General features: G+C 62.9%; 10 protein-coding genes and 1 pseudogene. 9 read left to right on the forward strand and 2 right to left on the reverse strand.

Annotation, left to right across the window (positions count from 1 at the left end; translation table 11 throughout):
* Positions 1–260: 260 nt before the first annotated feature.
* From ACZYZ3_RS19990 to ACZYZ3_RS20030, 9 genes and pseudogenes are all read left to right on the forward strand, one after another.
* Positions 261–2,234: a glycosyltransferase family 2 protein gene (locus ACZYZ3_RS19990; protein ID WP_463965519.1), complete on the forward strand. Its 1,974-nt coding sequence runs from the start codon at positions 261–263 to the stop codon at positions 2,232–2,234.
* Between the two features lie 17 nt (positions 2,235–2,251).
* A complete protein-coding gene (locus tag ACZYZ3_RS19995) occupies positions 2,252–2,584 on the forward strand; it encodes an STAS domain-containing protein (RefSeq protein WP_463965520.1) in 333 nt (110 codons plus the stop codon).
* Positions 2,577–3,005 carry an ATP-binding protein gene (locus ACZYZ3_RS20000; RefSeq protein ID WP_463965521.1) on the forward strand — a complete coding sequence of 143 codons (429 nt, stop codon included), beginning with the start codon at positions 2,577–2,579 and terminating at the stop codon, positions 3,003–3,005. Before ACZYZ3_RS19995 ends, ACZYZ3_RS20000 begins: the two co-directional genes overlap by 8 nt.
* 155 nt (positions 3,006–3,160) lie before the next feature.
* The gene (locus tag ACZYZ3_RS20005; protein WP_463965522.1) at positions 3,161–4,378 is read left to right on the forward strand and encodes a glycoside hydrolase family 26 protein; all 1,218 of its coding nucleotides are present in this window, start codon (positions 3,161–3,163) and stop codon (positions 4,376–4,378) included.
* Positions 4,379–4,497: 119 nt separating this feature from the next.
* Positions 4,498–5,697 carry a PP2C family protein-serine/threonine phosphatase gene (locus ACZYZ3_RS20010; RefSeq protein ID WP_463965523.1) on the forward strand — a complete coding sequence of 400 codons (1,200 nt, stop codon included), beginning with the start codon at positions 4,498–4,500 and terminating at the stop codon, positions 5,695–5,697.
* Positions 5,698–5,792: 95 nt separating this feature from the next.
* On the forward strand, positions 5,793–7,013 hold the full coding sequence (locus ACZYZ3_RS20015) for a PP2C family protein-serine/threonine phosphatase (RefSeq protein ID WP_463965524.1): 1,221 nt from the start codon (positions 5,793–5,795) through the stop codon (positions 7,011–7,013).
* A 360-nt stretch (positions 7,014–7,373) separates the two neighbouring features.
* Positions 7,374–8,271: pseudogene (locus ACZYZ3_RS20020) on the forward strand (IS5 family transposase).
* Between the two features lie 658 nt (positions 8,272–8,929).
* The gene (locus tag ACZYZ3_RS20025) at positions 8,930–9,700 is read left to right on the forward strand and encodes a ParA family protein (RefSeq protein WP_463965525.1); all 771 of its coding nucleotides are present in this window, start codon (positions 8,930–8,932) and stop codon (positions 9,698–9,700) included.
* Positions 9,697–10,101: a hypothetical protein gene (locus ACZYZ3_RS20030; RefSeq protein ID WP_463965526.1), complete on the forward strand. Its 405-nt coding sequence runs from the start codon at positions 9,697–9,699 to the stop codon at positions 10,099–10,101. The genes ACZYZ3_RS20025 and ACZYZ3_RS20030 overlap by 4 nt, the downstream gene beginning before the upstream one ends.
* A gap of 28 nt (positions 10,102–10,129) precedes the next feature.
* Here ACZYZ3_RS20030 and ACZYZ3_RS20035 read toward each other — a convergent pair whose 3' ends face one another.
* Positions 10,130–12,028, reverse strand: coding sequence for a MarR family transcriptional regulator (locus tag ACZYZ3_RS20035; protein WP_463965527.1), 1,899 nt, complete (start codon positions 12,026–12,028; stop codon positions 10,130–10,132).
* 194 nt (positions 12,029–12,222) lie between these two features.
* Complete coding sequence (locus ACZYZ3_RS20040; RefSeq protein WP_463965528.1) at positions 12,223–12,456, reverse strand: hypothetical protein; 234 nt, start codon at positions 12,454–12,456, stop codon at positions 12,223–12,225.
* Positions 12,457–12,840: the final 384 nt, after the last annotated feature.

Here is a 12,840-nt window from a genome sequence, read left to right on the forward strand (position 1 = left end):
TCATTCGCTATATCGAGGGGTTTTACAACAGCCGGCGCCGTCACTCCGCGCTCGGTTACCGGCGGCCCAACGAAGTCCACTATGGTTATCAACAGCCAGCCTTGGCAGCGTAGAAGAAACCACTCAATCCGCTGCCCGAAATCCCCGCAGCAGCCCAGTAGTCCATGGCGGAGAGGTCGCGGTCCAATATTGCTTCGCGGGGCAGTGGGGGCTGCGATAGTTGGCTGTGGATGATGAACAATGCGGCTGGAAGGCTGGGTATGGCACGGTTTTGGACGCGTTTGACCGTTGTTCTCACAGTGATTTTTGGCGTGAACTACGTTGGTTGGCGTTGGGCTGCGTCACTGAACTGGGAAGCCTGGTGGATCGCCGTTCCGTTGGTAGCCGCCGAGACCTACAGCTTGATCGATGTTCTTCTATTCGGCATGACCGTGTGGCGGCTGAAGCTGCGGGATGGGGCTCCTCCGGCGCCCGCGGATGCCACTGTGGACGTTTTCATTACCACGTACAACGAGTCCCTGGACATGGTGCTGACCACGGCTTTGGCTGCGAAGCGCATCAAGCATCCGCACAGCACCTGGATTCTTGATGACGGAGCCCGGCCGGAATTTCGGGAACTTGCGGCCGAGCACGGCCTCGGGTACGTCACCCGCGGGGAGGATTGGCAGGACATGCCACGGCACGCCAAAGCGGGGAACCTGAACAACGCCTTGATGGTCACGGAAGGAGAGTTCCTCCTTATCCTGGACGCGGACCAGATCCCTCAACCGGAAATCCTGGACAGGACTCTGGGCTACTTCAATAACCGGCGGGTCGCGCTGGTGCAGACGCCGCAATACTTCAGCAACGTCCCTGACGACGACCCGCTGGGCAGCCAGGCGCCGCTCTTCTATGGACCCATCCAGCAGGGCAAGGACGGGTGGAACGCCGCGTTCTTCTGCGGCTCGAACGCTGTCCTTCGGCGCGAGGCTCTCATGCAGCTCGGCCTGGTCGGCTACGTCCAGGAAACCGAAAAAAGCATTCGACGGGCTCTGGCTGCGTCCCGGAAAGCCCTCCGGAAGGCCCGGAAGTCTGAAGATGCCGCGTCGCCCTTGGTGGACGGGATGCTGAGCGAAGTGGAAGCCGCCACGCAGCACGCCAGCAGCCAGCTCGACGCCGGAAGGTCCCTGAGCGAGATCACGTACCAGGTCCGGCGGAAAGTGGATCAGGCGGTCCGCACCCTGGTTCAGGCCGACGTCCACGCGCTGCAGGCTGATCTTGAGGAGATAGCCGCAATGGAGCTGGCCGTCGTGGGAGACGCGGGGGTCCGGGTCGTTACGGACGACGCCGTGCAGCGGCTTTCCGCCCGGGAGTGGTCACCTCTAGGGGCCATGGAGTCCGTCCAGGCCGTCCTGGATGCCTTGTCTGTTGAGCGAACCGGTGAGGCACAGCCGGTCATGCCGCTGGCGACGATCTCCGTTACCGAGGACATGGCCACGGCAATGCGCATGCATGCCCACGGCTGGCAGAGCGTCTACCACCATGAGGTCCTGGCCTATGGCCTGGCTCCCGAGGACCTCGGCACCATGTTGACCCAGCGCCTGCGCTGGGCCCAGGGCACGGTTCAGGTCATGCTTCGGGAAAACCCGCTTCTGCAGCGCGGCCTCAAGTGGGGCCAGCGGCTGATGTATTTCGCCACGATGTGGACCTACCTCAGCGGTTTCGCGGCTGTGGTCTACTTTGCTGCCCCGATCTTCTACCTGCTGCTGGGCATCCTGCCGGTCAGCAGCCTCAGTACTGACTTCTTCATCCGGTTCATCCCGTTCATGGTCGTGAACCAGTTACTGTTCGCGGTGGCGGGTCGTGGTATTCCGACATGGCGGGGCCAGCAGTACAGCTTGGCGTTGTTCCCCATTTGGATCAAGGCCTGCACGACGGCGGCCCGCAATGTCTGGTTCGGACGGCCGCTGGGTTTCGCCGTTACCCCCAAAGCCCGCCAGGAGGGCGGGCCGCGCTGGAGCCTGATCCGCCCGCAGGTGGTGGTCTCCGTTCTGCTGATAGTCTCCGCTGTCGTTGGTCTAGCGCGTCTTGCTGCGGGATTGGCCGAACCGATCGGTACGCTGGTCAACGTTGTCTGGGTGGTTTTCGACCTCATCATCATGAGCATCCTGGTTCGGGCTGTCCTCTACCGGGGATATGCTCCCGAAGATCATCTTTCCGATCCCCAAAAAGATGTCACGACCCAAGCCGGTTGACCCTGAAAGGAACCATCATGGAACTTAGTTACAAGGCGAACGGCTCTTATACGGAGGTGTCGGCGTCGGGTCGCTTGAACATGGTGTCCGCACCCAAACTCAGGTCGTTCGTGGCGGATGTTGTCGCCTCCGGCTCGAACCGGATCGTCGTCAACCTGCAAGACACCACGTTCATGGATTCCTCCGGGCTCGGCGCGCTTATCGGCTGCCTTAAGGCGGCCCGGCAGGCCGGCGGGGACCTGCGCATCGCGGCCGTCCAGCCTCAGGTGAAGATGGTTTTGGAGCTGACCAGCATGGACCGTGTCCTGACGTCCTATGCCTCCGCAGATGAGGCCTTCGGAGATGAGTGATGTCCTCGCCCGCCGCCAATTCCGCGATCAGGCAGCCCCGGAGTCGATCGAAGCTGTGCACGCCCAGCTAGAGGAGCTCTGGCACGATGCATCGTTTGTTCCGGAACTGGACCGCTTGACCTTTGCTACCGCCGTCATCGAGGCGGCGACGAACGTCGTCCAGCACGCCGTCCCGGACTCGCCGGCCCCGGTGGAGCTGGGCGTCGACATCTGCGTCAGGGCGTGCAGCCTTCGGGCTGAGGTCAGCGCGTTCGGCGCGGCACACCCGGAGCTAACCGCGGACGCTGCAGGGATGCCGGGACCGGACGCCGAGTCGGGACGGGGCCTTGCCCTTATCCGCGCCCTGGTCACCACTGTTACCTTCGCCCGCCAGGACGGCACCAACATTTGGATCCTCTCCCGGGACGCCGCACCTGCCTGAACACTGAGGCGATCCTTCGCCAATCCTGTCCAAAAAGCGCCGTGCCCAGGGCGGACTTTCCCGCATACTTAATTCAAGGTCATCTACTCCGGCGAATCCCGGTGGTGAGGCACGCCCCGACGTCTGTCTAGGCCCGAATTCAGTCAGGCGGTTCCATGCGGTGGTTCAGAGGAGTCATTCTTATCTTCGTGGCGGTCTCCTGCTATCTAGCCGCAGCGGCGGTCCCCGTCCAGGCGGCGACGGTGCCGGCTCTGAGCCTTAGCCAGTCCTCCGGCCCGGCAGGCACGGCCGTCATGGTCACCGGGACCGGCTTTCCGAAGAAATCCATTGGGACCGTCAGCTACGGGGCCAGCGTCACCGGCTTCACGGCCAGCGCCACCGGCTACTTCGCCGTCCAACTGGTCATGCCCGACGCCGGTACTCCTCAGATTCAGGTGCAGGCCGTCACCGGCAGGACCTCCGCATCGGCCTCCTTCACCCTGGTCCCTGCCCCCCAGATGCTCCCACAGCCGGCCAGCGCCCAGTTGCGTTTCGGTGTGGGATCCCCGGGTGGCCCGGCTGCGGGCGCGGAACTCGATGAGGTCGCTTTGCTGGCAGGTGAAGCGCCGTCAATCATCCTCTCCTACAAGGACTTCAACCAGCCACCGCCTCTCGCCGAGCTTGACTCCGTTCGCGCCCGCGGCGCAGCTACGTTGCTCACTTGGGAACCGTGGACATGGGGCGGCGGCACAGATCAGCCCGCCTACTCACTCGACCGAATCGCAGCGGGCGACTTCGACGCGTACCTGCGCCAGTGGGGCCAGGCACTCGGCACATGGGGGCATCCTGTGATGCTTCGCTTCGGCCACGAAATGAATGGCGATTGGTACCCGTGGTCCGAGCAGACAAATTCCAACGGCCCTGGGGACTACGTCGCCGCGTGGCGCCGCGTCCACGACGTCGTCGTTTCCGCCGGCGCCACGAACGTCACCTGGGTGTGGAACCCCAACGTCCCCTACAGCGGAGCTAGCGGCCTCGGCGGGCTCTACCCCGGAGCCTCCTACGTCGACGCCGTTGCCCTGGACGGCTACAACTGGGGCACGTCGGCGTCCTGGAGTACCTGGGTCTCCCCGGCAGAACTGTTCGATGACGGACTCACGCAACTCCGCGCCCTTGCCCCGGGAAAAGAAATCATCATCGCCGAAACGTCTTCCGCTGAGCAGGGCGGTTCCAAGGCCGCCTGGAACACGTCCCTGATCAGCTATCTGGCAGCCCAACCCGATGTCACCGCCGTCGTGTGGTTCAACTTCAACAAAGAGACGGACTGGCGGATCAACAGCAGCCCCACCTCGGCCGAGGCCCTCCGCAAAGCCCTTGCCGCCCGGCGGCCCTGACCCCCGCGCGGCCAGCCGGAACTGCGCACCAGAGGCGCATCCGGGAAGGTCAACCGTGGACCGATAGGCTGGGGCCTGACGGAAGCGGGAAACCTGTGCGAATCGATGAGGCAACAAACATGACGGAGCAAGGCCGGATCGCGGCTCTGCACCGTCTCAAGCTGATGGATACGCCGTCGGAGGAGCGTTTCGACCGGATCACAAGAGCCGCGCGTGAACTGTTCGGCGTCCCCGTGGCCGCAGTCAATCTCCTCGATTCCGACCGTCTGTTTGTGAAGTCACCCCAAGGCCTCCAACGATCCGTTATTCCCCGCGACGAGAGTTTCTGCGATGCCGCCATCAAGGCACCCGACATCCTTGTGGTACCCGACGCCACCGCCGACGGGCGCTTCGCGGGACTCCCCGACGTCGCCGGCAGCCGAGGCGTCCGCTTCTACGCCGGCCGGCCCCTCAACGCCGAGCCGGGAACCCGGGTGGGCACACTCTGCCTTTTCGATACCCGGCCGCGCGAACTCTCCGCCACCGAGCTACGACAACTCGACGAGCTCGGAGCTTGGGCCGAGGCTGAAATCCAGGACTCCGCAGACCGTGACCGCGCCCGCGCCGTCCAGCAGGCACTGCTGCCCTCTACTGCGCCTGCCGGCCCCAACTACGATGTCGCAGGGATCTGCCTTCCAAAAGCAGACGTCGGCGGGGACTTCTATTCATGGCAGGAATCCGACGGAACCCTGCTCTTGGCGATCGCCGATGTGATGGGAAAAGGAACAGCGCCAGCCCTGATGGCCGCCACCGTCCGCAGCGCCATCCGCAGCAGCGCCACTACGCACCCCGGCACCACCCTGGACATCGCCAGCGGCTTGCTCGCTCGGGATCTCGAACGGACCTCCACCTTTGCCACGGCATTCGTGGCCGCCCTGGACACGGCAACCGGTCAGCTCCGGTTCGCCGACGCCGGTCATGGGCTGCCAATAGTTGTGTCCCCGGACGGTTCCCACCGGCGCCTTCACGACAGCGGCCTGCCCCTCGGGATCGGCGAACCGGGATCTTGGAGCACGTCCATCACTACATTGGGATCTGGGGAGACGCTCGCCAGCTTCACCGACGGAGTACTGGATCTCTACGGCGGCACACTGAGCGCCCTGGATGAACTCGCCGGGCTCATCAAGGATACGGATCCCTCGGGGGTGACCGACATCCTCGGGAGCCTACATACCCGCACAGAGCCGAAGGATGACCTCACGGCTATTCTGGTCCGGCGCCGCTCCGAAACCATTACGGAACCGGACGCAACGCCGTCCGTGAGAAGAGCCACTGTATGACACCGGGATCGCTTCGAAACTTGGCGGGACTCGATGAACTTTCACCACTCATAAAGCAGCTTCCCATTGCAGTGCTATTCCTTGCGGCCGCAGTGATGAGTGGCACCGTCCCGACGCTGACCATCAGTAACTGGCCGGTACTGATGTCGGGCATAGCCCTGATCGCGGCAGCGACGGTGCTGGCCGGCATCTTCAGTCGTCCCTCGCTTCTGCGGTTCGCCACGATCGTGCCCTCTCTGGACTTCCTTGCTGCAGGCCTGCTGCGGCATGCTACCGGCGAGAGCCGGTCCATCTATGCGTCCCTGGTCCTGCTACCGCTCCTCTGGTTGGCCGCCATGGCAGGACGCCGCTACGCTCTTTTCGCCATCCTCGGCACTGTCCTGGCGATCCTCGTACCTTTCGTGCTCGGCGCCCAAACCGGCGACAATCCCAACGAATACCTTCGCGGCCTCTACAGCACGCTCGTGTTCGCCCTCGCCGCAGCCGTGGTCAGCCAATTGGCATCACGGGCCCGGCAGCGCCTCAGCGCCGCCCGCGACGAAGCCACCGCGGCCGCCGAAGAACTGAGCAGGGCAGCCCAAATCCAGAGATTCCTGCTGCCCAAAGAAGCCGCACCCCTTCCCGGCTACGAAACTGCCGGTGCGTGCATCCCCTCCAAGGCCGTCGGAGGAGACTTCTTCGACTGGTACCCCATCGACGGCGGACTAGGATTCACCCTCGGCGACGTCATGGGCAAAGGAGCCGGCGCGGGCATGATCGCAGCCACCACGCGAGCCGTCATCCGAAGCGCGCGAAACAGCGAGGACCCGGTCAAAGCACTGACCCTGACCTCTGACTGCCTCGCCACCGAACTGAGTCAGGCAGCATCCTTCGCCACCCTCTTCCACGCCAGACTCCGCGCGACCGACGGCCGGGTTCTCTTCACCGACGCCGGTCACGGCCTTACCCTGCTGATACGTGGCTCGGGCACGTGGGAGCGGCTCTCCTCCAACGAACAGCCCGTGGGCCTGATGCCCGACGCAACCTGGACTTCCACGGAAATCAGACTCAACCCCGGCGACATGATCGTCAGCTTCAGCGACGGCGTTCTGGACCTCTACGACGGCACACTCTCGGCCATCACCGAAGTAGCCGCACTGGCGCTCACCGCCACCTCAGCCAAAGACGTCGTCACAGCAATCCAACGGCGGGCCGCCGAAACCAGCAGCCCGGACGACGTCACAGTCCTGGCCGTCCGGCGCTCCGAACTACAGAACGCCGGTGCGGAGCCAAATAGGCCCGGGACCCGAACCCTGTCAGCCGCATCTGCAGCCTAGATGCAATCACGGCACCTTCGCGCCGCGACCCCCGCAGGCCGAACAGCGTGCCAGCGCCGCAGCGTCGGACTGTACTATGACGCCCGGGACTGCGCTAACGCCGGCCTCGGGCATTCTTTCCGGCGTGATCTTGAATGGGAACACGAGGTCCTTCGCCACTCCAGCGACCGGCTGGGCCGCCGCCCCCTTGCATTGGAACAAAGACGGCGCGACTGTCCGCTCAAGAGTGGTCGAGATTTTGGCTGAACGGACCCATCACTGCCGTGTCTACTTGGGGTGACTTGTGAGAAAGTGAAATATCCGACGCTAAGGCCTAGGTGTCTCCCAATTGGTTCTTGTCGGGTTTGGCATGCTGGAATCATGTCGCGTACTGCCGTCCTGACCGATGCCCAATGGGAGCGGATTGAACCGTTGATGCCCAGCTCCGACGGGAGCCGCGGGAGACCGTTCCAAAACCACCGTCGCATCGTCGAAGGCATTATCTACCGCTTCCGGGCGGGAATTCCCTGGCGCGACCTGCCGGAGACCTTCGGCCCATGGCAGACAGTCTGGAAACGCCACCGCCGCTTCAGCGGCGACGGAACCTGGGACAAGATCCACTCCCGGATCCTGTCCGAGGCCGACACGGCCGGGATGATCGATTGGGAAGTCTCCGTGGACTCCACGGTCAACCGGGCCCACCAGCACGCCACGAACCTCACCCGCCACACAGGGGGACCTGTCGAATTACATGAATCTGTTAGAGGAACCGCCTGACCACGGGATCGGGAGGTCCCGCGGCGGGCTGACAACGAAGATCCATCACCTCTGCGACGGCAAAATGCGCCCGCTGGTCATGTTGCTCGGTCCCGGCCAGGGCGGGGACTCCCCGATGTTCCCGCACCTGCTGGACTCCCTCAGCGTTCCCCGGCTGGGTCCGGGCAGGGCCCGTTCCCGCCCGGACCGGGCCCTGGCGGACAAGGCATACTCCTCGAAGGCCAACAGGGAGCTTCTGCGCCGGCGCGGCATCCAGGCGGTGATCCCGGAACGCTCCGATCAGGAAGCGAACCGCAAACGCCGCGGCAGCAAGGGCGGCAGACCGGTGGGCCTGGACAAGGAAGCCTACAAACGACGGAACGTCGTCGAACGGTCCTTCAACATCTTCAAGCAATGGCACGGCCTCGCCACCCGCTACGACAAGCTCGCCCTGACCTACCGCGGCGGAGTCGTCCTCCGCGCCATCACCATCTGGCTCAAGGAATTAGGAGACATGCCCTAGAGCCATCGTGTGTTTGTGTCCTTTGTGAGTTCTTTGATCGGTTCTCACTGACTATCGCACGATGGCTCACTACGTCGGAAATCCGAAATTCAGAAGCCGGGAACTACACCACTCCACGGGACGTAACCCAACACCGACTCGGGCTGACGTCCCTCGGCCGAAGAACGCGGAAATATCTCTTCGTACTCAGGAACCGTCTCCCGTGGAACATTCAAGCAGGGGGCCAATCCAGGGCCTGCGCTGGCCTCAACAGATAACCGCTGATTTTCCAGTCGTCTCTATGCACACCATCTTCGCTGCTCAAAGTTTTTAAATGACTGCATGCATGAATGGCCTCTGTCATGCTTGCATTCTGTCACGCTTTCAGTCGGTATTTCTTTCCGGCATGCAAGCATGAATTGTTTGAAATAGCATCCTTCAATCCTTACCTGCCACGGCGGCGTGGGGCAAAGGATCCCCAAGAATCGGCGCAGACGACTGCCGAGATGATGCGCCAAAAACTTATGAACGAAGGGGAATTCACTCTACTTTCTTGCATACTTTCTGCCTCCCTTTCTTTCATGCATGAAGGCTGGCTTGCACGCCATCTTGATCACAGTAGGAGAGTCATCGGCGTGGCTCCTTGCAACCCACATATGTGTCCGGAAAGCTTGCAAGCATGCAAACAATCATGGTTTACAGCGAGTCTGGCGGTGCCACGAAAACTACAACCGCAGTGTCCTTGGCGGCTGTCACCGCCGTCTCAGGGCGCAAAGTTGTACTCGTCGACCTGGATCCCCGCGCCGCGGCTAGCAAGTGGATCGGCATCGAACCAAAAGAGGACGGCCTCCATGTCGGCGCCATCCTAGGCGACTCGGATCCGGAAGGTTGGGCACAGGACCTCGCCGTAGAGTCCAGCTGGTTCCCGAACCTGCGTGTCGTTCCCTCCGCCCGCAGCGTCTCCAACCGTGAAGCAGACCGCGCCGATCATGCCGAGCTGCGCCTGCGCACCTCGCTCATCGGGATCGACGCCGACGTCGTCATTATCGACTGCCCAAACCGCCAGGGCGGCCCGCTGACTCTCTCCGCCCTGAACGCCGCCGACACGATCGTGTACTCAGCCGGCGCCACCGTCGACGGAGTGGACGGTGTGGCCGGGGCCCGCAAGAGCGTCGAGCAGTTCCGGATGTCACGTAAGCGCATCGGAGCCCCTGATAACTTGCACGAGGCCGGCATCGTCGTCGGAGCCGTCGCCTCCACAGTCATGTCCCGCATCGCGGTGGCCAGCATCGAAGAACTTCGCGAGACCGGAATGTTGCTGACCCCGCTGGTCCCTCACCGAACCATCGTCCAGGAGATGCGCATGACACAGGAATGGTATGGGGAGTACCGCAAGGGCCAGCCCGTCGTGGATGCCTACAACGAGTTGATGAAGGAGATCATCCGATGAGCGAAGACCTGAAAGACCGCCCGGCCGTCTTGCGCCGAACGCCGAGGCCGGCCCCTGATGAGAAGGTCGACCCGGTCGACTATTCGCCGGCAGCCGTGGCGTCGGCACCGACGGAACCCGAGGAGCCAGCATCGGCCGGCGGGGGAGTGGCGGCAATTACCCCGGTTGCCGAATCGACCCCCCTGACACAGGCTCCTGCGCGCCAAGCAGCCAAGCCTGCGAAGGCGTCTAAGGCGGCGGCCCAGAACCGAAAGACCGCCCGCCGCGAGGTGACATTTCCGCTGAGCACTCGCCTGTCCCAAGAAGTCATTGACGTGCTGTACTCGGCCGCGGAAGACGAGGGCATATCAGTGCGTGAAGCGATCGAGCAGGCTATCAAATCCCGCTGGGGCCAGAACTAAGGGAATACTCGACCGGCCGTGCGTTCTTTCATGCATGCATGCATGCAAGAACGCATTCAGCACTCCGGCGCCAACATTGTCCGGCCCTGGTGAACGCCATGTCCGCGAGGGCCCATTCATCCGGTGGGCCCTCAAATGCTTCCCATGGGTAGTCCTCTCCGGGGGAGAGGAGCTCCGCGACGGTGTTGACGTTCTTGGACAGCCATTCCTTCCAGATGATCCGTTCGATTCGGTAGCGCTGCAGCTGCGCCGCCACGGCTTCCAGCACACCGAAGTGTTCGGCAAGTTCCTTCAATGACGTCGTAGCAACCACGGACCAGGCCCGTGTGGTGTCGCGCGCGATCATGTTCCAAGCGGCCATCACCTCGAGTGCTTCACTGACAGCTGTCCGGGAGAGTCTGGTCAACGTCACGATCTCCGCCGTCGACAGGACGGGGGAGTGCTCCAGCGCCTCGTAAACGAAGGCCGCCGGTAGACCCAGTTCCCGGAACACCGGCCGCAGGGCGTGAATCTTCCCCTTCCGCCAGGTCAAATCTTCAGCGGCCGTCTTCATCTCTTCCGGAACGGTCAACATGTAGAGGTCCCCCTTGGTGCCGCGCCCCTGTTCCACCAACGTCACCAGAGGATCATTTTCGCCGCGCAAGGCTCTCAGATGCCCCCCGACGGTCGTGTGATCCAGCCCGGTTGCAACCGCAATAGAGCGGACACCGAATTCAACGAACCGGGACGCTGTCATGTGCGCTGCTTCCCCCAGGGACCTCAGGACCATCCTTCTCGCCAGCCCTGTCCTTGAATCCGTGTAAGCCTGCTCTTTCAGCCTAACTGCATTTCGCCAGGTTCGGATGAAACGGTGCTCAGTATCGGAACTCGTCAAAATCGCATTCCCTTGTATAGCCGGGGGCTGTGTGTTTGGCTGGCTTGTGGGGGATATACGGGCATTGTTCTTTCCGTCCCTGGATCCCGGGTCTTTGCTGAGGTACCTGACCGCGTTCAGCCAGTCCCGGCGCAGCGCCGGGACCCGGTGCCGGGAGGAATAGCGGGCGTAGAAGGAGGCAAGTCCTGGCCAGGTTCCCTGCATCATCCGGCGTTCCACATCGGTTAGTTCCATGCCAGCGACCGCGGCCCCTGTGACAATCGCCTGGCGGGCATCCGAGTCGGAGGCATAACGGTTCGAGTCGTAGAGCCCGGTCTGTGCCATCAGCTGCATCACCCGGGACATGCGGCCGGCCGGGTGCTGGAGTTTCGGAGCCTCGGCCGCCGCCGGGGTAAAGGTCTGTTCCAGTCGCAGTGCCCGGACAGCGCCAATCTCCCCTGCCACGTCAGCGTTCATCGCGGTCCACACCGCTGCGCTGTTAGGCCGTCGGGCAATGTCGTAAGCCATCGACAGGCTCATGGCGAGTTCCTGGTAACCACCCCTCTTGTGCGGCGAACCGGGGGTGCGCATGCAGCCATGGAGGAGGTTCTGGTGCGGGGTCTTGTCCAGAGTCCGGTACCGGGTGCCCAGCGCCTCGACAAGATCACGCGCTTCAGAGAAGGTGACCCGCTGCTCCAGCGGGACGTAGACGTGGCGTCCGCCGTTGGGGGAGTAGTCCTCAATCCACCTGGCCCCGCAGTTATGCAGCCAGGTCTGGACTGCCCGAACGTCCGCCTCCACCCAATCAACGCCCGCGACGGAAGAGTCGAAGTCGAGGAAGATCGCCGCGCACGTGCCGTCTTTGCCGAAAATCCGGACCGCGGCCGGAAAAGTGGGGAGCGCCTCGGTCAGAGCCCGTTCGTGCTTCTGCGGGTACGTCTTGCCAGCGTCTCGAGAGAGACGAACCCGGGGTTGACCTGAGAGAAGAGGTGCCAAGGCCGCCCACGCAAGTGCGGGGCTCGAGGTGAAGGATGGCCCGGGCGACACGCCAGCGCTATATACGGCTGGCAGCACGTGGGCGTGCTGTTGTACGATGATGCTGTTCCTGTCGAGGGAATGACTGAGGGCCGATCTTTCAAGATCGGTTTTGCAACACAGTAGAAGCCCTGAGAAGGACTTCCATCCGATTTACGATCTGTTCGCCGGCAAGCTTCCCGGATCGTGAATCTTCAGCTTCGAAGGCCCGCCTTGTGCGGGCCTTCTTCTGTTTATGAGGCTATGCGGATGGGCAGTTCCTCCTGATGCGCGAATTGACCTAGCAGCGCCAGGTCTTCGCGCAGCGACCGGTCGACGGCAGAGGAAACATAGTCAGTGACAGTCATGCCCTTAGCGGCAGCGATCATTTGAACTTCTTCCGCGGTCTTGGCTTGCGTGCGGAAGCCAATGTATTTGCGGAGGCCCTTGCTGGGCCGTCCGCCTCCACGATTGATTACTGCGCTCATGGTCATGTCCTTCGAATCTCGCACAACCTGCGGTTGCGGCTGCTTCATCGCTGGTGCTACTGGCAGTCGATCAACATGAGGTTTCTGTTTACAGTTATCGACTGAGTCGAAAATAGCACTACCTCCAAGGGCATTCGGGGATTTGTTTACAGAAAACGGCCCCGCGTGTCGCTCCGCACTAAGCTCAAGCCCTGACGAACTGAGCTGAAACCCGACCCCGCCCGTGGTGCGGCAGCCTTCCGGAGCCACGTAGGTCGCTCCTTCAGCGGCCCCGATGAGCTGGAAGATTGACAGGCGGTTTTTAGGGGTCGTTGCAACACCGCTGGTGGCTAAGTAGTTATCAGTAGATCACGCAGGCGCTCGGCCGGGGTATCCCAGCCGAGC

This window comes from Pseudarthrobacter linnaei, assembly GCF_055412825.1.

What these genes read in the sequence shown, in the direction of transcription:
- ACZYZ3_RS19990 (WP_463965519.1), top strand. Translation starts at nt 261, where the DNA reads ATGGCACGGTTTTGGACGCGTTTGACCGTTGTTCTCACAGTGATTTTT.
- ACZYZ3_RS19995 (WP_463965520.1), top strand. Translation starts at nt 2,252, where the DNA reads ATGGAACTTAGTTACAAGGCGAACGGCTCTTATACGGAGGTGTCGGCG.
- ACZYZ3_RS20000 (WP_463965521.1), top strand. Translation starts at nt 2,577, where the DNA reads ATGAGTGATGTCCTCGCCCGCCGCCAATTCCGCGATCAGGCAGCCCCG.
- ACZYZ3_RS20005 (WP_463965522.1), top strand. Translation starts at nt 3,161, where the DNA reads ATGCGGTGGTTCAGAGGAGTCATTCTTATCTTCGTGGCGGTCTCCTGC.
- ACZYZ3_RS20010 (WP_463965523.1), top strand. Translation starts at nt 4,498, where the DNA reads ATGACGGAGCAAGGCCGGATCGCGGCTCTGCACCGTCTCAAGCTGATG.
- ACZYZ3_RS20015 (WP_463965524.1), top strand. Translation starts at nt 5,793, where the DNA reads ATGAGTGGCACCGTCCCGACGCTGACCATCAGTAACTGGCCGGTACTG.
- ACZYZ3_RS20025 (WP_463965525.1), top strand. Translation starts at nt 8,930, where the DNA reads ATGCAAACAATCATGGTTTACAGCGAGTCTGGCGGTGCCACGAAAACT.
- ACZYZ3_RS20030 (WP_463965526.1), top strand. Translation starts at nt 9,697, where the DNA reads ATGAGCGAAGACCTGAAAGACCGCCCGGCCGTCTTGCGCCGAACGCCG.
- ACZYZ3_RS20040 (WP_463965528.1), bottom strand. Translation starts at nt 12,456, where the DNA reads ATGAGCGCAGTAATCAATCGTGGAGGCGGACGGCCCAGCAAGGGCCTC.